We start from the raw sequence: 19,991 nt of genomic DNA, 5'->3' as shown, positions 1-19,991 counted from the left end.
ACCGACAGTATCCGAATACCCGGAGTTTTTGAATACCTCGTCGCGTAGTCTTCCCCCGTGGCCAGGCTGACCAGGGTGGAGCAGCGCGCGCAGACGCGCGCCGATCTGCTCGCCGCCGCGCGCGACCGCTTCCTGGAGGTGGGCTACGCCGCCGCGAGCCTGGAGGACATCGCCGATCGCGCCGGCTACTCGAAGGGCGCCGTCTACTCCAACTTCGTCGACAAGCCGAATCTCTGCCGCGAGGTGCTGCAGGCCATCCACGAGGAGAAGATCGGCGAACTCGCCGGGGTGGTGACCGGCGACGGTGCGCTGCAGGAGCGGATCGACCTGCTGGCCGACTGGGTGCGGCGGACCGCCGGCGACGTCGGCTGGACCATGCTCGAGCTCGAATTCATCACCGTCGCCCGCAACGATCCGGAACTGTTGGCCATGATCGTCGAACTCCGGTCGGAGGCGCGGCGCACCGTCGTGGACATGCTCGTCGACCTGGTCCGGGGCGAGTCCGACGGTGCCGGCGATATCGCCGGGGAGCTCCGCGCGACGCTCGAATCCGCCGCGGAGCTGCTGCTCTCCGCCGGTATCGGGCTGGGGATCCAGCGCGCGATCGACCCGACGATCGTGACCGAGCCCGTCATCGAATCCATGCGCGCCACGCTCACGATGCTGGCCGCGGCCGGCTCCTGAGTGGGCCGGCAGGCGGAAACCGGGGTCAGAGGAGGACGAGGGCCTCGCGATGCACCGCGACGGCCCGGCCGTCGTCGAGCTTCACGGACACCGCCTCGTCGTCGGTGCTGAGCACGGTGCCGAAGCTGAGCACTTCGTCGCGCAACTGCACGCGGTCGCCAGGAGTCATGGCATTCACCTCAATCGGTCATTAAGCGAACTGAAGGCTAGCCGTTGCGGGTTCACCGCCGGACCGATTCACCGGATGTTCATGCGCGCGCGACCGGCATCGAGTGCGGTGCCGGGGAGCGTCTCGCAACCGAACCGCAATGGGACAGATTCTTCAGATTTGTCCCAAGTGTGTGTACAGTCGCTCCGGACGCCCGATCAGGAGGACGCGACATGACGGCTGTGCAGAATCGCACGGAGCTCGCCGAGCAGTGGCCCGCACCCGCGGAGCCGCAGATGGTGGGTATCGACCCGTTCTTCGACGCCCCGTCGGGCTTCGAGGACGCCCCCGAGGGCACCGTGCTGCGGTACCGCGACGTGAGCATCGGCTTCCTCGGCCGGATCAAGCAGAAGGTGCGCGCGACGCAGTTGCTGTACCGCACCGTGAACATGCACGGCGTGCCCGAGGTCACCGTCACCACGGTGATCAGCCCGCTGCGCGGCGCGAAGCCCGGAGCGCCGCTGGTCTCGTACCAGTGCGCGATCGACTCGCTACACCCCAAGACGTTCCCCTCGTACGTGCTGCAGCACGGTGTCCGCACCGAAGACGCCTCGTTCCCGCAGATCGAGTACCTGTTCATCGCCGCGGCGGTCGCGCGCGGGTGGACCGTCTCGGTGCCGGACCACGGCGGCCAGGCGGGCCGCTGGGGCATCCCCCGTGAGCCCGGATACATGGTGCTCGACGGTCTGCGGGCCGCGCTCTCGCACGAGCCGTTCGGCCTCGCCGCGGACACCAGGCTGGGCGTCTGGGGCTACTCCGGTGGCGGCCTCGCCACCTCCTGGGCGGCGGAGATCGCACCGTCGTACGCCCCGGAGCTGAACCTGATCGCCGGCGCCGTCGGCGCGCCGGTCTCCGACCCGGGCAATGTCTTCGTGTACCTCAACAACACCCTGTTCACGGGCCTGCCGACGCTGGTGATCGCGGCGCTCGCCCGCGAGTACCCGACCCTGCGCGAGGTGCTCGCCGAGCACGTCGATGAGAAGGGGCGCAAGCTCTTCTACGAGGACGCGCTGGACTGGTCGCCCGAGCGGGCGATCCGCAAGATGGCGCACAAGGACTTCGGGTACTACTGCCCGGAGCTGTCGTTCGACGAGGTCGCCCGGCTGCCGAAGCTGCTGGAGATCTTCGACGACATCCGGCCCGGCCAGTCCTCGCCGGCTATGCCGATGCTCGTAGTGCAGTCCACCAAGGATCAGATCTCCCCGGCCGCCGACGCCGAGGCCCACGTGGAGCGGTACGCGTCCGGCGGCACGCACGTCGAGTACCTCACCGATCAGTGGAGCGACCACTTCTCCATGCACTTCCTCTCGGCGCCGCTGCTGCTCGGGTGGCTCGCCGATCGGCTCGACGGCAAGCCCGTCGCGGAGGCGGGCCATCGCCACAAGCGCACCATCATGGCGTCGCCCCGCCAGGTCGGCCGCACGCTGCGGCTCGTCGGCACCCTCGCCCGCGTGGGGCTGGCCCGCCGGATCTAGTCACGCCGCCTGGTCCGGTGCGGTGGATCGGTGGTGCTGTCCGCTCGGGGTGGCGAGGCGATGTGCATTCGTCGCTAGGACACGATGTTCATTCTCGACACGGTGGTCGGTGGTACTCGGATTCCGGTCCAGTACCTGAACTTGCGCCCCGACCGGGATCTGCCGCGCCGCCCTCTCGCGCCGCTATGTCGACGGAGGTGCCAACGGCGGCCGGCCTTCGCCCGCCCACACGACGGCCTGCGCAGCGATGACCGTCCCTGCGCCGTACGTCACGGCGGGGCCACCATGGAGTGCGTAGCCGACGTCGAGCGCTTCACTCACGCGGCGGCAGAACTTGGCGTCGTCAGGGCCGGTGAGTAGCCGGTACCGCGGCAAGCGTTCGCGCATCCGCCCATCGTGACACGCCCGAGGGCCGTCGCGACAGGCGCGATCAGCGCGCCGCGGTCGTGGTGGTCGTCGTCACGGCGGGCTTGGTCGTGGTCCGCGTGGGCGTCGTCGTGGTGGTGGTCGCCGGCTTCTCGGTCGTCGTCGTGGTGGCGGGTGCCTCGGTCGTCGTGGTCTTCGGAGCGGTCGTGGTCCTCGATGACGGAGACGTCGCCTCGGTCGTGGTCGGCTCGGTCGTCTTCGACGTCGTGCGACTCGTGGACGACGGCTTCTCCGTGGTGGTTGTCGTCGTCGTGCGGTCGGTGGTGCGGGTCGTCGTCGCGGCCCCGGTGCCGTCGGCGTCGGCATCGGCGGACTTCGTGGCCGAGGAGGTGTTCGAGCTCTTCTCGGTGGTCGTCGTCGTGGTGGTCGTGGACGTCGTGGTCGACGCCCGGCTCCTGCTGGTCGCGACCTTCACGTCGACGTCCTCGCCCAACGCGCGCACCACGTCCGCGCGCGTGCCGTTGTAGACGGCGGCGCCGGCGATGGCCCGGGCGGAGGGCATGAGCACCGTCTTGTCCCGGTTCGGGTTCCACTCGCCGTCCGCGCCGGGGAGCGCGGTGATGACCTCGGTCCGGCCCGACGCGGGAATGGCGGCCAGGATCGTGCCCGGGTAGACGGGCGGCGACGTGTAGCGGACCGTCGGCGTGACGTCGTAGGCCAGCCACGGCGCGACGACCCGCGCCTGGTCCCGGGCGGCGACGGGCCGGCCGGGCGTGACGGCCCAGACCGGGAGGTACGGGTCGTCGCGGAAGCGCGGGTTGGGCCGTGCGTACGGGTTCTGGGGGACGTTCAGCCCGATCGAGACGGAGACGATGGGCTGCGGCCGCGGCCGGCTCCAGTCACGCGGGTACACCCACATCACGGGGACATCGGCGCGGAAACCGTCCTCGAACCACGGCTTCGGCCAGGTCGGGCGTTCCCAGGGCTTGGGCTGGCCCGGGTACCAGGGGCGCACGCCGAGCTGGCGGCCGTACACGGTCCAGCACGTCTGCGATTGCACCTCGGCGCCCGCGACCCAGTCGTTCCACCGGCCGGTCTCGCAGATCTGCCGGTACACGCTGATCTGATGGGGCGTGTAGTTCCACGGGCGGGTGTTCACCGGCCGGGTGAGCTGCGGAGGCGGCGGTGCGACCTCCTGCTGCCCGACCGGCAGGCCCGGAATCGGCGGCGCCTTCGGGTAGAACACGGTGGCACCCTCGGAGCTCGCGGTGATCGTGCCCTGCTCGAGTCCCGCGTTCGCCACTGCCTGCGCGGCGACCGGGTCGCCCACCATCGTGACCCCCTTGTCGGGGACCGGCACACCGTCGGTCTGCCAGGCGCCGGGGTTGGCAGTGAAGTCGTCGCCGGTCACCTGGGTGAAGGCGACGGAGCTGTCCTGCTGGTCGTCGCTCGACCCGCACGCGGTGAGTGTGGTGGCGGTGAGCAGGGCGGCGGCCACCGCGCCACCCAAGTGCTTCGCGTTCATGACGGACCCGTTCCGATCGGTCGGTTTGCTGAAGCGCTGGTTTCGTAACGCCGATTACCTGCGCCCAGTCGATCACGACGGCCGGGGACGGTCAAGTGACACGGGTTGCCCGGCGTTGCCGTGGGCACAGCCTCATCGGGGATTCTGCTCGCCGCGAAATCCCAGGTAGGATGGCCCGCGTGATGCACAAGCACCCGGAGAACACCGAGATGTCGCGCACCACCCGGATCTGGGGCTGGGTCGGCGCCGCCGTCGCCCTCGCCACGTCGCTGGTGCATCTGCCGATGCTCGGCGACCACAGCTGGGTCGCCTCGCTGATCGTCGCCGCGATGCTCATCGGCTGCGCGCACTGCTCCGTCTGCCTTTTCCGTAACCCGACGGTGAGCGCGTGGGTTCGGACGGCGGCGATGGGCGCGATCATGATCGCGCTGCACCCGGTGCTCATGTCGGCGATGGACGCCGGTATGGCCGGCATGGATCACTCGATGCCCGGCATGGACATGGGGGCGATGGGCCACTCGATGGGCTCGATGCAGCCCTGGATGACGCTCATGATCGTCTTCGCCGCGGCGGAGATCGTGGTGGCGGTGGCCGCCCTCGGCCGGATGGCACTGCGCGGCCGCGCCGCGCAGTAACGCCGGGCCGACGAGAACGGATAGAGGAATCGATGAACGCGAACACTGACCTCAAGCGAGCGGGCCTGCGTCGTGCCGCCACCCTCACCGCCGCGACCGCGCTGGTCGCCGGCCTGACCGGTGGAGTCGCCGTCGCCGATCCCGACACCACCGGCAAGCCCGCCGCGCCGTCGGCGGAGCTGCTCCTCAATTCGAGCGACTTCCCGAGCGGTTACATCGTCGTGCCGTCGCCGCAGCAGCGGCTGGCGAACGAGCTCGGCGCCGACCCGCTGACCCTCGCGAACTCGGCGAAGGTCACCCCGCCGGAGTGCAAGAACATCCTCGCCGCCGCCAAGGGCGGCCAGGGCGACGGCGATACCGTCGCCGGCGTGCACGACCAGGACCGCAAGAGCCTGAGCGAGACGCTGGTGGCCAAGGACGTCGACGTCGACACCGTCAAGGTCGGCCTGCTGAAGCTGTGCTCCGACGTGACCATCGAGACCAGCGATCCGCGGGGCGGCGCCATCAAGGTGCGCGCCATCACCAAGGAGGTCTCCTCGGACAAGCAGAAGGCCACCTTCGAGATCGCGCTCGACGGCACCCGCACCAAGGGCGACGACTCCTTCCCGATCCACCAGAAGGTGCTGGTCGGCGTGGCCTCGCTGCGCGGTTACACCGTCGCGGTGCAGGGCACCAAGCTCGGCGGCGACCCCGACCGCGGCGAGTTCAACGGCTTCTTCGACAAGTCCGTGAAGAAGATCAAGGACGCGAAGTAACTTGACGACGGTGGCGCAGGAGTCCGACGCCGCTGCGATGACCGAAGGATCCCCGGGCGCGCCGCGCCGGGGTGGCATCGCAGCTCTCGTCGTCGGCTCCCTCGCCGCCATCGCCGTCGTGGTCTGGCTGGTCGCGAGCGAGGGCGAACTGCGCTACCTGGTCAACGGCAACGCGTACCCCGGAGCGGTCACCGCGTACGGGGCGGCCGTCGGCCGGGTGATCGGCACCATCGCCGCCGCCCTGACTTTCGGTTCCGTCGCGTACGCCGTCTTCCGGACCAAGGCCCTCGACACGGGGGAGCTGGGCCTGCGCGGCTACCTCACGCAGCTGCAGGCCCGACGGTACGCCGCCGCCTGGGCCGTCGTCTCCCTCCCGATGATCTTCCTGGCGGCCGCCGAGAGCGCTGCCCAGAACCTCGTCGACACGTATCGCGTCGGGGGTCTCGGCATCCTGATCTCCGCATCGGAGACCGCCAAGGGCTGGATCGTCTCACTGGTCTGCGCGGTGATCGTCTACATCGGCCTGCGCACCGCGATGACGTGGATCGCACACCTGTGGATGCTGCTTCCCGCCGTGGTCGGCCTGCTCGCGACCGTGGTCACCGCGAACGAGGCCCAGAACTGGAACCACGACTACACGACCGCCGCGTTGACGACGCTCGGCGTGGTCGCCGCCCTGTGGCTGGGCGGCCTGTGGTCCGCGGTACGGCTGCCTGCCCGGCCCGAGCGTCGGTGGATCGGGCCGGCGTACGCGGGTGTCGCATTGCTGAACGGCATCGTGATCGCCGTGGTCATGGCGCCCGGTTCCGACCTGTGGGTCACCTGGTACGGCCTGCTGCTGCTCGCGACCGGCGCGCTCCTGCTCGCGGCGGGCGCGGCGCACTGGCTCCGCGCGCTGCCGGCTGCGGCCGCCCTGCTGACGGCCGCCTTCGGAACCGCGATCGCGGCGTCCGAGCTCACGCCGCCACCCTTCTTGCGCGGTCGCCCGACGGTGGGTGAGAACTTCCTCGGCTACAACCTGCCGGACCCCCCGAGCGCGATGGCCTTCCTCGGCAATTGGCGTCCCGACCTGAACCTCGCGCCGTTCGCCATCGCCCTCGCCGTCGGCTACCTGCTGCTGGTCCGGCGCACCACGAACTGGCCGTGGTACCGCAGCGTCTTCTTCGTACTCGGATGCGCCTTCCTGCTGACCCTGACCAGTTCGGGGCTACGCACCTACTCGAACGCGATGTTCAGCGTGCACATGGTGGTGCACATGCTGATGACCTCGATCGTGCCGGTCTTCCTGCTCCTGGGCGCGCCGATCACGCTGATGCGCGACACCCTGACCGGGGCGCCCGCACGCTGGCTGGCGACGTTCCTCGATTCGCGCTCCTTCGCCGTGCTGATGCGGCCCGTCGTGCAGCTGGCCCTGTTCGCCGCGGTGCTCTACGGGCTGTACTTCACGCCGCTCTTCGACGCCATCGGCCGGTACCACTGGGGCCACCTCGCGATCTACGCCGCGCTGCTGTTCACCGGATTCCTGTTCTACTGGCGCGTCTTCCAGATCGACCCGGTGCCGGGCGAGCTGCCCTTCATCGGCCGCATCGGCATGTTGCTGGCGATGATGCCGATCACCATGGTCTTCGCGCTCATCGTGATGACGATGGACGGGCTCGTCGGCTCCCGTCTGTACCTGTACCTCGACTTCGAGTGGATGACGGACCTGCACCGCGATCAGTTCGTCGGCGGCGTGGTCGCCTGGGCCACCGACGAAGCCGCCATCGCCCTGGTCACCCTCGGCCTGGTGCTGCACTGGGCCTGGCGAAACCGCGACGAGGACTCCGAGCCCGAACTGCTCTGAGCTGTCCGTCCCGCATGCCAGCCGTCCCGATGGTGCTGGGCGGCCAAGTATCGAAGTGGTTGTTCGCGGCGACTGCTATGCCAATTCTGGATAGCTTGTTTCTGCAGGTCACAGAGTTCCTTAGCGGCCAAGTCATGCGGAATCGGCATACCGGCTGACCTGTGGCCTGTCGGGGCTCGCGGAGGCCATGCGGAATCCGCATGACGTGCGCCGATGAATACGGCTGTGACCTGCAGAGACAAGGCTATGCAGGTCCGGCATGACCTGTTCGGCGAACGTGCCTGTACCTCAGGCCGCACGGCTACTTCGTGCCGAACTTCCGCAGGCGCAGGCTGTTCCACACGACGAAGAAGGAGCTGAAGGCCATCGCGGCAGCGCCGATGAGCGGATTCAGCAGGCCGGCGACGGCGACGGGGATCGCGGCGACGTTGTAGCCGAACGCCCACACCAGGTTCGTCTTGATGGTCTTCAGCGTCGCGCGCGCGAGCCCCAGCGCGTCGGGCACCGCGGACAGCTCCTCGCGCATGAGCACGATGTCCGCGGCGCTCTGCGCCACGTCGGTACCCGTGCCCATCGCCAGGCCCAGGTCGGCAGCGGCGAGGGCGGGGCCGTCGTTCACGCCGTCGCCCACCATCGCCACCTTCCGGCCCTCCGCCTGCAGCTCACGGACAGCGGCGACCTTCCCGTCGGGCAGCACGTCGGCCCGCACGTCGTCGATGCCGACGAGCGCAGCGACCTTCGCTGCGGCGGCGGCGTTGTCGCCGGTCAGCAGCACGGTCCGGATGCCGGCCTCGTGCAGCCGCGCGACGGCGTCCGCGGCATCGGCCTTGATCGTGTCGGCGACCTCGAGGACGGCGGCGACGGCACCGTCGACCTCCACGACCGCGACGGTGCGCCCGGACTCGGCCGCGGCGGAGACGGCCCCGGCGAGCGTCCCGGGCGCCACGAACCGCGGCGAGCCGACGCGCACGGCGGCACCCTCGACGGTGCCGGTCGCGCCGAGCCCGGGGACGGCCCGGAAGTCCTCGACCGCGGGCAGATCGGCGCCCGCCCGCGCGACGACGGCCCGCGCGACGGCGTGCTCGGACGCCGCCTCGACCGCCCCGGCGAGACGGAGCACCCCGTCCTCGGTGAATCCGGGCGCGACGCTCACGCCGGCCACCGAGAGCACGCCGGTGGTCACGGTGCCGGTCTTGTCGAAGACGACGGTGTCGATCGTCTCGGTGGCCTCCAGCGCCCGATGCCCGCGGACGTACACGCCGAGCTGCGCGCCGCGGCCGGACGCGACCATGAACGCGACGGGCGTCGCCAGGCCGAGCGCGCAGGGGCAGGCGATGACGAGCACGGCGATCGCCGACTTGACGGCGCTGTCGATCCCGCTGCCGATCAGCCAGCCCACGAAGGTCAGCGCCGCGATGGCGAAGACGCAGGGCACGAAGACGGCGGAGACGCGATCGGCGAGGCGCTGCATCCGCGCCTTCGTCGCCTGCGCGTCCTCCACGAGCCGGAGCATCGCGGCGAACGTGGTGTCCTCGCCGACCGCGGTCGCGCGCACCGTCAGGCGTCCGTCCTGGCAGACGGTGCCGCCGACGACCCGATCTCCCGGGCCGGCCGGGACGGGCCGCGACTCGCCGGTCATCGCCGAGTTGTCGACGAACGCGGAGCCGGATTCGACGATGCCGTCCGTCGCGATGGTCTCGCCCGGCCGCACCACGAACCGCTGTTCCTCGCGCAGCTCGCCGACGGGGATCCGGAGCTCGGAACCGTCACGGACCAGCACCGATACCTCGCGGGCGCCGCGCGTGGCGAGCTCCCGCAGCGCCGATGCGGCCTTCGCGCGGGCGGATGCCTCGAAGTACCGACCCGCGAGCACGAAGACGGTGACGCCCATCGCGACCTCGAGGTAGATCGGGTCGGACTGGATGATCGCGTTCCAGAAGCCGTGCGGATCCGGCCGCTGCCGTCCTGGCGTGAGGACCGTGACCACCGACCAGGCGGTGGCCGCGATGATGCCGACCGAGACCAGCGTGTCCATCGTCGCGGCGCCGTGCCGCGCGCCCAGGAAGGCCCGCTTGTGCAGCGGCCACGCGCCCCAGGTCACGACGGGCAGGCTCAGCGCGAGCAGCACCCACTGCCAGCCGGGGAAGCGGGTCGACGGGATGGTCGCGAGCACGATCGACAGGTCCGCGGCCGGGACGAACAGCACCAGCGAGACGATCAGCCGGCGCAGCACGTCGCGCCGCTCGCGCTCTTCCGCGAGGATCGCGCGGCGCGGGTTCGGGGACTTCGGCGCGGCGGTGTATCCGGCGGCCTCGACGGTGCCGGTCAGGTCCTCCACGGACACGCCGGGCGCGTGCTCGACGGTGGCCGTCCGCGTGGCGAGGTTGACCACGGCGCGCACCCCGTCGAGCTTGTTGAGCTTGCGCTCGACCCGGCCGACGCACGCGGCGCAGGTCATCCCGCCGACGTCGAGGAAGGTGCGTTGTGCCTGCTCCGGCTGCGCGGCGGCCGGAACGGGGGCCTGGTCGAGATCCGTCACCCCTCCAGTATCCACCCGGGCGGAGCTGGGCTGAAAACGTGAAAGGCCTTGATACCGGCTCCCGGAATGGGGGGAGGAGGGGGAACCGGTATCAAGGCTCAATCACGCAGCCACCGACGTGGGGGGAGACGTCATATGGCGGCCGCAGAACCCACGATACGGGGTATACGCGTACAGGTGCCACCTTTCGTGACATGCGTGTTCGCATGCGACTGCAACTGCCAACCCTTGTTGTCGCTAACTGTCGTTCAGCGCGGCCCTCAGGACGTCGAGCGCGGCGTCCACGTCGACGCGTGCATCAGCGCTCACGCCCACCATGTTGAGGAAGCCGTGCAGAGCGCCGGGGGCGAGCTGGGTCGTGGCGTCGACGCCGGCGTCCCGCAGCCGCTGCGCGTACGCCGCGCCCTCGTCCCGGAGCGGGTCGAACCCGGCCACCACGACATGGGTCCGTCCGATGCCGGCGAGGCCGTCGGCGTGCCGCAGATCGAACTTCGGATCGGTGTCCTGGCCCGGCTCCGGCGTGTACAACTGCCGGAAGTACTCGATGTCGGCCTTGGTGAGGAAGTATCCGCCGGCGAAGGTCTCGCGGCTGCGGTTCGCCGGATCGGCCCCGGTCACGGGGTAGAAGAGCAGGGAGAACGCCGGCTGTGCGCCGCCGGCCAGGGCCAGCTCCCGTGCGACCACGCCGGACAGGTTGCCGCCCGCGCTGTCGCCCGCGACGGCGACCCGCGCGGGGTCGGCACCGAGCTGGTCGGCGTGCTCGAGGGCCCACGTCGTGGCGGCGACCGCGTCGTCGGCGGCCGCGGGGAAGATCGTCTCGGGTGCGAGCCGGTAGTCGACGGACAGCACCCGCACCCGCGCGCGGTCGGCGATGTACCGGCACGGGGCGTCGTGGGTGTCCAGGTCGCCCAGCGCGAAGCCGCCGCCGTGGAAGAAGACGACGAGCGGGGAACCGGCCTCGAGCCCGGCGGGCGTGTAGAGGCGCGCCGGGAGGGGACCGGCGGCACCGTCGACCATGAGCCCGCGCGTGCCGACCGACGGGGCCGTGCCCGCGCCGACGGCCGCGCTCAGCATGCGCATCGACGCGCGGGAGTGGGCGAGGTCGCGGGCGCCCGAGAGGCCGTCGACGCCCTGCGCCCGGAGCATCAGCAGCGTGATCTGCGAGTCGAGGTCCAGCTCGTTGCCGTCGACGGTCTGCGGGGTGCCGAGCCGTCGTTTCACGGAAACGGGCAGCCCGAAGAGAAGCTTCGCGCCGCCTGCGACGAGCGGCACGGGGATCTTCAGGGCCAGCTTCTGGACGAGTTCGGTGAGCGCCATGTCACTGATAGTAGGACGTGTCTCACATATCAGTGTGCAGTGCGGCTCAGGTGTGACCCGGGCGCTCGTCCCGCGGCCCGTACTTGGCGATGTACTCGGCGTGCAGGTCCGCCTCGCGCTCGCGCGCGATCACGTCGACCAGATCGGGGTCGAGGCCGTGGTGGCGCAGCCGCCCGCGCCGGTAGATCTTGTTCAGCGCGATCGAGAAGTAGACGAACGGGATGAAGATCGGCAGCGTCATCGTCGCGCGGTTCAGCACGGAGGTGTCGATGAACCAGAACGGGACCAGGATCAGGATGCACGGGATCGCGAACCGCACGACGGTCCGCAGCGCGGCGCGGGGGCCGGCGAGGTCGTTGGCGACCCACTCGTGCATCGACGGCGGCAGCACGCTCCTCCCGTAGGAGTACAGGATGTACTGCAGCGGGTTGGGCTTGCTCGGACCGTCGTTCATGCCTCCATAGTCCCACTGCGCCTAGAATCGGACGTTGTGAGTCCCGGCAGAAACGATCAGACCGCGCAGAGCATCCTGTCTGCAGCGGTGTCGAGCATCGGCAGCGTCGGCATTTCGCGGACCACGATGGAGAACGTCGCCAACCTCGCGGGCATCGGCGTCGCCACGGTCTACCGCCGCTTCAACCGCAAGGACAACCTCGTCCAGCAGGCCATCCGGTACGAGGCCGAGCAGTTGCTCAAGGCGGTCGAGCAGCAGGTCCAGGGCCTGAGCTCGGTGGAGGAGGCGCTCACCGAGGGCTTCGTCGCCTTCCTCCGCGAGGCGCACCGGCGGCCGCTGATCCGCGGCATCGGCGACGGCAACGTCGTCGTGGGCCTGCCGATGATCGCGCAGGGCGGCGGCATGGTCATCGAGATCGGCCGCGAGTTCGCCGCGAACATCATCGCGGGATTCCAGGCCACCGGCGACCTGCCGGAGTTCGACCCGAAGCCGATCGCCGAGATCTTCGCGCGCGTCGGGCACTCGGTGCTGCTCGCGCCCGACGGCCTGATCAGCTTCGACGACCCCTACACCGCGGGCCGCGTCGTCCGCGAATGCCTCATGCCCGCGATCGCGGCGCAGGCCGCGGCAGCGGACGGGTCGAGCGGGTCGGCGCAGGGCGGCGCGCAATGATCCGTCCCGCGACCCCGGCCGACGTACCGGAGATCCTCACGATGATCGCGGAGCTCGCGGCGTACGAGAAGGAGCCCGACTCCGCCGTCGCGACGGCCGAGCAGCTGCACGCCGCGCTGTTCGGTCCCGCGCCCGCGGTCTTCGCGCGCATCGCCTCCGAGCCGGGGCCGGACGGTGCCGAGACCGTCGTCGGGATGGCCGTCTATTTCCGCACCTTCTCCACCTGGACCGGTACGCACGGCATCTGGCTCGAGGACCTCTACGTCCGGCCCGGCGCGCGCGGTGGCGGCCACGGCAAGAAGTTGCTCGCGGCGCTCGCGCGGGAGTGCCGCGACAACGGCTACGCCCGGCTCGAGTGGACCGTCCTCGACTGGAACGCGCCCGCGATCGGCTTCTACCGCTCGATCGGCGCCGTCCCGATGGACGAGTGGACCACGCAGCGACTCACCGGCGCTGACCTCGACGCACTCGCCGGGCAGGCCGACGATGCCGTGCGGGCCGACGGGGCCTGATGGACGTCTTCGAGGCCATCCTCCGCCGGCGCGACGTGCGCAACGAGTTCTCCGGCGAGCGGATCGACGAGGAGCGGCTGGTGCGGATCCTCGGCGCGGCGCACAGCGCGCCGAGCGTGGGGAACACGCAGCCCTGGGACTTCGTCGTGGTGCAGGATCCGGACACGCTCGCGCGGTTCGCGGCGCACGTCGGCGAGTGTCGCGAGGACTTCGCCCGCTCGCTGCCGCCCGACCGCAGGGACACCTTCAATCCGATCGTCATCGAGGGCATCGAGTCGTCCCGGACGGGCGTGGTGGTGACGTACGACCCGACCCGCGGCGGCACGCACATCCTGGGCCGGCACACGATCGACGAGACCGGGCGCCTGTCGGTGGCCCTGGCCATCCAGAACCTCTGGCTCGCCGCCACCGCGGAGGGCATCGGCGTGGGCTGGGTGTCCTTCTACCAGGAGCCCTTCCTCCGCGCGCTGGTCGACGTGCCCGAGCACGTCCACATCGTCGCGTGGCTGTGCGTGGGTCCCGTGACGGCCCTGCAGACGGTGCCCGACCTGGAGCGATTCGGCTGGCGGGAGCGCCGCCCGCTCGCCGAGGCGATGCACCGGGAGCGCTACCCGGACGGGGATGTCGGCTCGCATCGTTAGACTCGCATGTAATCAGTGAGGGGACGACGAGTGAGCATGTTCAACGAGCGCGTCGGTCGGCGTGCGGTCCTGGTCGGCGCCGCCGCGGCGGTGCCCCTGGTGGCTGCCGGCTGCACGATCGGCGATCTGACCGGTGGCGGCAAGAGCGCGGGACCGTCCACGCCCCCGCCCGACCCGGCGGAGGTCACCGTCGCCCCGGCCGACGGTGCGCAGGCCGTCAGCCCGATCACCCCGGTCACGGTGTCGATCGCCAAGGCCGTCCTCGGCTCGGTGACCCTCACCGACGCGAAGGGCGTCGCCGTCGAGGGTGCGCTCTCGACGGACATGCTGACCTGGAAGGCGTCGAAGCCGCTCGAGTACAACGGCCAGTACACGCTGGTGGTGAAGTACGAGACGTTGGGCCAGCAGCGCGAGAAGCGCAGCACGTTCTCCACGGTCACCGTCGACGACACGAACAAGACGGCCCCGTACTTCGAGAACACGGGCGGGATGTCGCTCACCGACGGTGCCGTCTACGGCGTCGGGCAGGTCGCGGTCGTCCACTTCGACGAGCCGATCAAGGACCGGGTCATGGCCCAGAAGCTGCTCAAGGTCACCACGACCCCGCCGGTCGAGGGCGCGTGGATGTGGACCACCGACAAGACGGTCGCGTGGCGGCCCAAGGACTACTACCCGTCGGGCACCAAGGTGTCGATCGAGGTCAACGCGTTCGGCAAGGAGGTCAGCCCCGGTCTGTGGGGCGAGAAGGACATCGCGATCGCGTTCTCGATCGGCGAGTCGCACGTCTCCATCGCCGACGACAACACCAAGCAGGTGCAGGTGTTCGTGAACGGCCAGATGGTGCGGTCGATGCCCACGTCGATGGGGCAGGGCGGCACCGAGGTGGTCAACGGCACCACGCTCCACTTCTGGACGCAGCGCGGCGTGTACACGGTGCTCGACAAGGCCAACCCGGTGGTCATGGACTCGTCGACGTACGGCCTGCCCATCAACTCGCGGTTGGGCTACAAGCAGACCATCGGCTGGGCCACCCGGATCAGCAACGACGGCATCTACCTGCACGCCCTCGACAACATCGGTGCGCAGGGCGTGCGCAACGAGTCGCACGGCTGCCTCAACCTGAGCCCCGCGAACGCGCAGTGGTTCTTCGGGCTGTCGCAGCCGGGCGACGTGGTCGAGGTCCGCAACACCGGCGGCCCCGCGCTCGAGCAGTGGCAGAACGGCGACTGGTCGGTGCCCTGGGCCACCTGGGTCGCCGGCAGTGCGCTCCCGCCGGGAGAGCAGGGCGACGCGTCCGAGACCACGTCCGCGGCGCCCTCGCCGTCGACGGTGCCGCCGTCGGACGCCCCGAGCTCGGGCACCCCCGGAGGCTGATCCGCGCGGCCCGAGGAGTTCGCCTCGGGCGAAAGGCTCGACCTCACCGGCCGCCCGTCGACGTCCCGGCCACGCCGGCGCGCCCCTATGCGACCGCGGTGGACCGTCGACCCCGCAGGCCGATGGCGGCGGCGCCGAGGCAGGCCAGGGCGACGGCGGCGGCGAACCAGGGGAAGATCGTCGCGGTGCTGTACTGCGTGGCGAGGTAGCCGGCGATGACGGTGGGCACGCCCATCGCGAGGTAGCCGAGCAGGTAGTAGGCGCTCATCACCTGGCCGCGCGCGTGCGCCGGCGCGACGGAGCCGAGGTGCCGGAGCGAGCCGCCGAAGGCGAGGCCGAAGGTCGCGCCGAGCAGGATCGTGTCGACCACGATGAGCCAGGTGTGGCCGTAGCGCACGGCGACGACGGCCAGGATCAGCGACGCGGCGAGGCCGACGTCGCCGACGATCGCCGTCGGCTTGGCCGGGTACCGCCCGCCGATGAATTGGGAGACGGCGGAGGCCAGTGCCATCACGGCGACCAGGCCACCGGTGAAGATCACCGAACCGTGCCCGGTCACGTGCTGCACCAGGGCGGGGTAGAGGCTGAGGAAGACGCCGAGCACCGACCATGCGGTGACGATGCCGATGCCGGAGAACCAGAAGTCGGCGGTGATCTCGCCGGGGACGCCCGGGCGGCTGAGCCGGACCCGCTCGCCGGTCCGCCCGACGTGCGGCTCGATCAGGGCGATCACGCCGAGCAGGATCGCGAGCACCACGAGGCCCATCGTCACGAAGGGGGTGCGCAGCGGATGCGGTGCGTACTGGGCGACGGCCGCGGCGCCGAGGGCGGTGGCGGCGATGCCGACGTTCAGGGCGACTCCCGAGAGCATGCCGTTGCGGGCACCGTCGGTGGGCCGGACGTCGAGGAGGGCGGCGCCCGCGACCACGGTGATCGAGCCGATCGCCGCGCCGTGCAGGAAGCGCGCGAGGATCAGCTGCCACTCGGCGCCCGCGAACAGGAACAGCAGCAGTCCCACGAGGATCGTGCCGACCGCGGCGAGGAGCACCGGCTTGCGGCCGATGGCGTCGGAGATCGGCCCGACGGTCAGCGCGGCGCCCAACGCGCCGATGGCGTACACCGCGAACACGACGGTGGTCGAGAGCGCCGAGAGGTGCCATTGCTGCTGGTAGATCGGGTACAGCGGCGACGGGAGCCCCGAGACGCCCAGCGCCAGCGCGAGCAGCGTGAGCAGGAGGGCGAAGGACCAGCGCTGCGGGTGGACGTGGGTCGACGGTGCCGCGACCTGCTGCGCCAGGCTCATTCCAACCTCCGGGGGTGTACAGTCGAGGTTCGACGATCGTCGAACCAGTGGCAACAGTACACCCGGTTCGACGAAGATCAAACCGTTATCTCAGGGAACGAGAATCATGACCGACGCGACCGCCACCGTCTCGCTGCACACCGTGCTGAGCGCGCTGGCCGATCCCGTGCGCCTGGAGATGGTGCGACGACTGCACCGCGAACAACGCCCCCTCGCCTGCGGCGAGCTCTACGACGGCGTCACCAAGGCCACCGCCAGCCACCACTTCAAGGTGCTGCGCGAGGCGGGCCTCACCCGTCGGGACGATCTGGGCGCGACGGCCCGGCAGTTGTTGCTGGTGGACGAGGTGAACGCGACGTATCCCGGCCTGCTGGATGCCGTCCTTCGGGCCGCCGACCGCGAGGCCGCGGCGCCGTCGCGAGGAGCACCAGCCACAGCGTGAGCGACAGCACCTGCGTCCGCTGGGCCAGTCCCAGGTAGAGCGCGGGCTCCAGCATCGCGGCGAGAGTCCAGGTCGTCGCGAGCAGGTACGTCACGCCCATGCCGAGCGGGAGCCGCGCACCGTCGAATCCGGTTCCGGTGGACCGGCGCCACAGCCCCCACCCGAGCACCGCGACGACCCCGCCGAACCCCGCGATCCCCGACGAGACGGCGTGCCCGACGTGCGTCAGCGGCACCTGCCGGGCGGCCTCGCGGGCGGCGCAGGCGGCGTCGGCGGTGGGGGTGCACGACAGTGGCATCAGCGCGTCGCACATGGTCGCGATGCCCAGGATGAAGAGGCCGGCGAGCGCGACCAGGCCGAGCTTCGGCACCGGGCGCAGGGCACGGTGACCGAGCGCGCCCGCCACGACGAAGGCCGTCCCGGCGAGGAGGTCGGCGGCGCGGAAGAAGAGGGCGTTCGGCTGTCCGACGGCGCCGGCCTCGCTGACGTACGAGGTCAGCGGACTCAGCCGTGAGCCGAGCAGCGGGGCGATCATCCAGGCCGAGTAGAGCACTGTGCCCGCGAGCAGGATGAGGCGGGCGCGGCGCATGGTCCCAGAATACTGACGGCGCAGATCAGTGACCGCGCAGTTCGCGCAGGTAGGCGTTGTACGCCTCGCGCTCGTCCTCCTCCCGGCGATCGGCCCCCGCCCGCTCCGCGTCGCGCCGTTCGGACCGGCGCCAGCGGAGCGCGAAGAGGCACGTGGTGATCATCGCGACGGGTTCCCCGTAGGACCACGCGAGCGCGCCGGCGATGGACTGATCGCGCAGCGGGTCGACGCCCCACGCGGCGGGCGGTTCCGCGAACAGCGCGACCATCGGCGTCGTCGCCATCATGAGGATCACGCCGATGAAGACGTGGAGCGGCATCTCGATGAAGATGTCGAAGAAGCGCATGAGCCAGGAGTCGCGGCCGGGCAGCGGGCCGATCGAGAGGATCGGGATGATGAACAGCAGCCCCGAGCACAGGAAGAAGAACTGCAGGACGGTGTGCCCGAGCCAGGTGCCGCCGATCGCGTCGACCACGCCGCCGAGGTAGACCCCGTAGTAGCTCATGAGGAACAGCGGGATCGTGAAGCCCGAGTGCAACAGGATCCGGGGTGCGCGGCTGCGCAGCAGCCCGAGCGCCGCCGCCAGGACCAGCCGGCCGAACCCGCGATGCGGCGTCGCCCGCAGCAACAGGACGCCGGGTGCGCCCCCGACCAGGAGCGGCGGCACCAGGATCGACAGGGTGAGCTGCTGGAACATGAACGCGCTGAACAGGTGCCAGGAGTAGGCCTCGATGCGCAGGCCGGTGACCCCGGCGAGGACGAGGCAGCCGAGCAGGAAGCTCACGACGCGTGCGGCCGGCCACCGTCGTCCCCTCCGGCGCACCGTGCGCACCCCGAGTGCGTAGAGCCCGGCCGCGGTCGCCGCGGCGAGCGGCAGGACCGGGAGGGCGGGCGGATCCCAGGCGAGCATTCCCAGGATCGACGGTGCCGGCGCCGGTGGGTATGGAATCAGCACATGCGCATATTACTATGTGAAGAATGAACGCCCACAAGGTCCTCGTGATCGAGGACGAGCCCGCCCTCGCCAAGCTCACGCAGGACTACCTCGTCCACGACGGCTTCGACGTGACCACCGCCGCCGACGGCGAGCGCGGCCTGGCGCTGGCCCGCGAGATCGATCCTGCCGTGATCCTGCTGGACATCGGTCTTCCCCGGATCGACGGGCTGGAGGTGTGCCGCACCGTCCGCTCCTTCAGTGACGCGTACGTCATCATGCTCACCGCCCGGGGCGACGAGCTGGACAAGATCGTCGGGCTCTCGGTGGGCGCCGACGACTACCTGGTCAAACCCTTCAGTCCCCGCGAGGTGGTGGCCCGGGTCCGGGCAATGCTCCGCCGGCCGCGCGGCCTGCCCGACGGTGCCGTCGCCGCTCCCCGCCGGTTCGGCGATCTGACCATCGACACGCTCGCGCGGGAGGTGTGCGTCGGGGGCCGGATCGTGGACCTCACCGCGACCGAGTTCGACGTGCTCGCCACGCTCGCGCGCAATCCGAACGTCGCCTTCTCGCGTTCGCAGCTCATCGAGTCGATCTGGGGCGCCGGGTGGGTCGGCGACGAGCGCCTCGTGGACGTGCACGTCGGCCGGGTGCGGCGCAAGCTCGGCGACGATGCCGGCGACCCGCGGTTCGTCCGCACCGTCCGGGGCATCGGCTACCGGATGGGGCCCGGGTGAGGCGTCTGCGCGGGCCGGTCCCGCTGCTGATGCTCGTGGCGCTCGGCACGCTCGGGGTCACCGCCCTGGTCGATTTCGTGATCTGGCCGCTGGTGCTGACGACGCAGACGCCGGCCGAGGTGAACCTGTTGGCCGCGCTGCTGGGGTTCGTCGGCGCGGTGGTGGTCTCGATCGCGGTGAGCGGGCTGCTCGCCCGGTGGTTGGACAGCTCGGTGGCGGCTCGACTGGAGCACAGCGACCGTGAGCGGCGGCGCTTGCTCACCGATCTCGCACACGAGATCCGCACGCCCGTCAGTGTTCTCGACGGCTATCTCGAGGGGATCCAGGACGGGGTGGTGACACCCGATGCGGAGACACTGGCCGTTCTCCGGGCGCAGACGACCCGGCTCGCGCGGCTCACCGACGACGTCCAGTCCGTCTCCCATGCCGAGGAGGGCGCACTCGACCTGCGCCCCACCGCGGTCGACGTCACCGAGCTGCTGCACAGCGCGGCCGCCGCGGCCCGTCGGGCGTACGCGGACAAGGACGTCGAGCTCCGGGTGCGCATCTCCGCCCCCGCGCGGCCGATCCGCGCGGACCGGCAGCGTCTCGAGCAGGTGTTGGCGAACCTGCTCTCGAACGCGCTGCGGCACAGCGATCCCGGCGGCACCGTCGAGCTGGAGGCCGCTCCCGCCCCGCACCGTCGGGTACGGATCAGCGTCGTCGATCACGGGGACGGGATCGAGGCGCACCACCTCGAGTCGGTGTTCGAGCGCTTCTACCGCACCGACATCGCCCGAGACCGCGACCACGGCGGCAGCGGGATCGGCCTGACGATCAGTCGCGCGATCGTCACCGCTCACGACGGCCAGATGTGGGTGGAGTCCGACGGCCCCGGCAGGGGCGCCGTCTTCGCCTTCACCCTTCCTGTGCCCTGGTGATCGGGCGGTTCGCACCGGGCGATCCACCGGATTCACGGAACCTTCACGACATTGCGGCAGAGCGGC

The 19,991-nt window shown here is 70.7% G+C and carries 20 protein-coding genes and 1 pseudogene; 12 read left to right on the top strand and 9 right to left on the bottom strand.

Annotated features, from left to right (window positions below; translation table 11 throughout):
* The first annotated feature begins 57 nt into the window (after window positions 1-57).
* Window positions 58-684: a TetR/AcrR family transcriptional regulator gene (locus ELY19_RS07030; protein WP_126195587.1), complete on the top strand. Its 627-nt coding sequence runs from the start codon at window positions 58-60 to the stop codon at window positions 682-684.
* A 25-nt stretch (window positions 685-709) separates the two neighbouring features.
* On the opposite strand, the gene ELY19_RS23400 is transcribed toward ELY19_RS07030, so the two are convergent.
* The gene (locus ELY19_RS23400) at window positions 710-853 is read right to left on the bottom strand and encodes a hypothetical protein (protein ID WP_164711542.1); all 144 of its coding nucleotides are present in this window, start codon (window positions 851-853) and stop codon (window positions 710-712) included.
* 212 nt (window positions 854-1,065) lie between these two features.
* On the opposite strand from ELY19_RS23400, the gene ELY19_RS07025 reads away from it, so the two are divergent.
* Complete coding sequence (locus ELY19_RS07025) at window positions 1,066-2,367, top strand: lipase family protein (protein ID WP_126195586.1); 1,302 nt, start codon at window positions 1,066-1,068, stop codon at window positions 2,365-2,367.
* A 183-nt stretch (window positions 2,368-2,550) separates the two neighbouring features.
* Here ELY19_RS07025 and ELY19_RS07020 read toward each other — a convergent pair whose 3' ends face one another.
* The gene (locus ELY19_RS07020; RefSeq protein WP_126195585.1) at window positions 2,551-2,754 is read right to left on the bottom strand and encodes a DUF1737 domain-containing protein; all 204 of its coding nucleotides are present in this window, start codon (window positions 2,752-2,754) and stop codon (window positions 2,551-2,553) included.
* Between the two features lie 43 nt (window positions 2,755-2,797).
* Window positions 2,798-4,258 carry a hypothetical protein gene (locus tag ELY19_RS07015; RefSeq protein ID WP_126195584.1) on the bottom strand — a complete coding sequence of 487 codons (1,461 nt, stop codon included), beginning with the start codon at window positions 4,256-4,258 and terminating at the stop codon, window positions 2,798-2,800.
* A 179-nt stretch (window positions 4,259-4,437) separates the two neighbouring features.
* Between ELY19_RS07015 and ELY19_RS07010 the strand changes: the two genes are divergently transcribed.
* The 3 genes from ELY19_RS07010 to ELY19_RS07000 are packed head-to-tail and all read left to right on the top strand — an operon-like array spanning window position 4,438 to window position 7,491.
* Complete coding sequence (locus tag ELY19_RS07010) at window positions 4,438-4,893, top strand: hypothetical protein (RefSeq protein ID WP_126195583.1); 456 nt, start codon at window positions 4,438-4,440, stop codon at window positions 4,891-4,893.
* A gap of 32 nt (window positions 4,894-4,925) precedes the next feature.
* Window positions 4,926-5,648: a hypothetical protein gene (locus ELY19_RS07005; protein WP_126195582.1), complete on the top strand. Its 723-nt coding sequence runs from the start codon at window positions 4,926-4,928 to the stop codon at window positions 5,646-5,648.
* 10 nt (window positions 5,649-5,658) lie between these two features.
* On the top strand, window positions 5,659-7,491 hold the full coding sequence (locus ELY19_RS07000; protein ID WP_126195581.1) for a cytochrome c oxidase assembly protein: 1,833 nt from the start codon (window positions 5,659-5,661) through the stop codon (window positions 7,489-7,491).
* Between the two features lie 301 nt (window positions 7,492-7,792).
* Here ELY19_RS07000 and ELY19_RS06995 read toward each other — a convergent pair whose 3' ends face one another.
* The 3 genes from ELY19_RS06995 to ELY19_RS06985 all read right to left on the bottom strand — a co-directional run bounded on the left by ELY19_RS06995 (window position 7,793) and on the right by ELY19_RS06985 (window position 11,801).
* Window positions 7,793-10,030, bottom strand: coding sequence for a heavy metal translocating P-type ATPase (locus ELY19_RS06995; protein ID WP_126195580.1), 2,238 nt, complete (start codon window positions 10,028-10,030; stop codon window positions 7,793-7,795).
* Between the two features lie 237 nt (window positions 10,031-10,267).
* Complete coding sequence (locus ELY19_RS06990) at window positions 10,268-11,347, bottom strand: alpha/beta hydrolase (protein ID WP_126195579.1); 1,080 nt, start codon at window positions 11,345-11,347, stop codon at window positions 10,268-10,270.
* A 46-nt stretch (window positions 11,348-11,393) separates the two neighbouring features.
* On the bottom strand, window positions 11,394-11,801 hold the full coding sequence (locus ELY19_RS06985) for a DUF5313 domain-containing protein (protein ID WP_126195578.1): 408 nt from the start codon (window positions 11,799-11,801) through the stop codon (window positions 11,394-11,396).
* A gap of 36 nt (window positions 11,802-11,837) precedes the next feature.
* On the opposite strand from ELY19_RS06985, the gene ELY19_RS06980 reads away from it, so the two are divergent.
* The 4 genes from ELY19_RS06980 to ELY19_RS06965 are packed head-to-tail and all read left to right on the top strand — an operon-like array spanning window position 11,838 to window position 15,000.
* Complete coding sequence (locus tag ELY19_RS06980) at window positions 11,838-12,473, top strand: TetR/AcrR family transcriptional regulator (RefSeq protein ID WP_164711541.1); 636 nt, start codon at window positions 11,838-11,840, stop codon at window positions 12,471-12,473.
* Window positions 12,470-12,985, top strand: coding sequence for a GNAT family N-acetyltransferase (locus ELY19_RS06975; protein ID WP_126195576.1), 516 nt, complete (start codon window positions 12,470-12,472; stop codon window positions 12,983-12,985). Before ELY19_RS06980 ends, ELY19_RS06975 begins: the two co-directional genes overlap by 4 nt.
* Window positions 12,985-13,626 (top strand): 5,6-dimethylbenzimidazole synthase, encoded by a 642-nt coding sequence (gene bluB, locus ELY19_RS06970; protein WP_126195575.1) that lies wholly within the window; start codon window positions 12,985-12,987, stop codon window positions 13,624-13,626. Before ELY19_RS06975 ends, bluB begins: the two co-directional genes overlap by 1 nt.
* Window positions 13,627-13,662: 36 nt before the next feature.
* Complete coding sequence (locus ELY19_RS06965; RefSeq protein ID WP_126198735.1) at window positions 13,663-15,000, top strand: L,D-transpeptidase; 1,338 nt, start codon at window positions 13,663-13,665, stop codon at window positions 14,998-15,000.
* Between the two features lie 85 nt (window positions 15,001-15,085).
* On the opposite strand, the gene ELY19_RS06960 is transcribed toward ELY19_RS06965, so the two are convergent.
* Window positions 15,086-16,303 carry an MFS transporter gene (locus ELY19_RS06960; RefSeq protein ID WP_126195574.1) on the bottom strand — a complete coding sequence of 406 codons (1,218 nt, stop codon included), beginning with the start codon at window positions 16,301-16,303 and terminating at the stop codon, window positions 15,086-15,088.
* 106 nt (window positions 16,304-16,409) lie between these two features.
* Between ELY19_RS06960 and ELY19_RS24050 the strand changes: the two are divergent.
* Window positions 16,410-16,541: pseudogene (locus ELY19_RS24050) on the top strand (ArsR family transcriptional regulator); the annotation flags it as partial.
* Window positions 16,542-16,593: 52 nt separating this feature from the next.
* Here ELY19_RS24050 and ELY19_RS23760 read toward each other — a convergent pair.
* Both ELY19_RS23760 and ELY19_RS06945 read right to left on the bottom strand, forming a co-directional pair.
* Window positions 16,594-17,334, bottom strand: a complete 741-nt coding sequence (locus ELY19_RS23760) for a DUF998 domain-containing protein (RefSeq protein WP_126195572.1) — start codon at window positions 17,332-17,334, stop codon at window positions 16,594-16,596.
* Window positions 17,335-17,359: 25 nt separating this feature from the next.
* Window positions 17,360-18,244: a cytochrome c oxidase assembly protein gene (locus tag ELY19_RS06945; protein WP_126198734.1), complete on the bottom strand. Its 885-nt coding sequence runs from the start codon at window positions 18,242-18,244 to the stop codon at window positions 17,360-17,362.
* A 68-nt stretch (window positions 18,245-18,312) separates the two neighbouring features.
* On the opposite strand from ELY19_RS06945, the gene ELY19_RS06940 reads away from it, so the two are divergent.
* Together ELY19_RS06940 and ELY19_RS06935 are read left to right on the top strand one after the other, a co-directional pair.
* The gene (locus ELY19_RS06940; RefSeq protein ID WP_126195571.1) at window positions 18,313-19,005 is read left to right on the top strand and encodes a response regulator; all 693 of its coding nucleotides are present in this window, start codon (window positions 18,313-18,315) and stop codon (window positions 19,003-19,005) included.
* Window positions 19,002-19,925 (top strand): sensor histidine kinase, encoded by a 924-nt coding sequence (locus ELY19_RS06935; protein WP_126195570.1) that lies wholly within the window; start codon window positions 19,002-19,004, stop codon window positions 19,923-19,925. Before ELY19_RS06940 ends, ELY19_RS06935 begins: the two co-directional genes overlap by 4 nt.
* Window positions 19,926-19,991: the final 66 nt, after the last annotated feature.

Source organism: Tsukamurella paurometabola, assembly GCF_900631615.1.
Taxonomy (GTDB): domain Bacteria; phylum Actinomycetota; class Actinomycetes; order Mycobacteriales; family Mycobacteriaceae; genus Tsukamurella; species Tsukamurella paurometabola_A.
The sequence above is the reverse complement of the archived record's forward strand: the minus strand, read 5'-3'. Positions and strand labels throughout refer to the sequence as shown.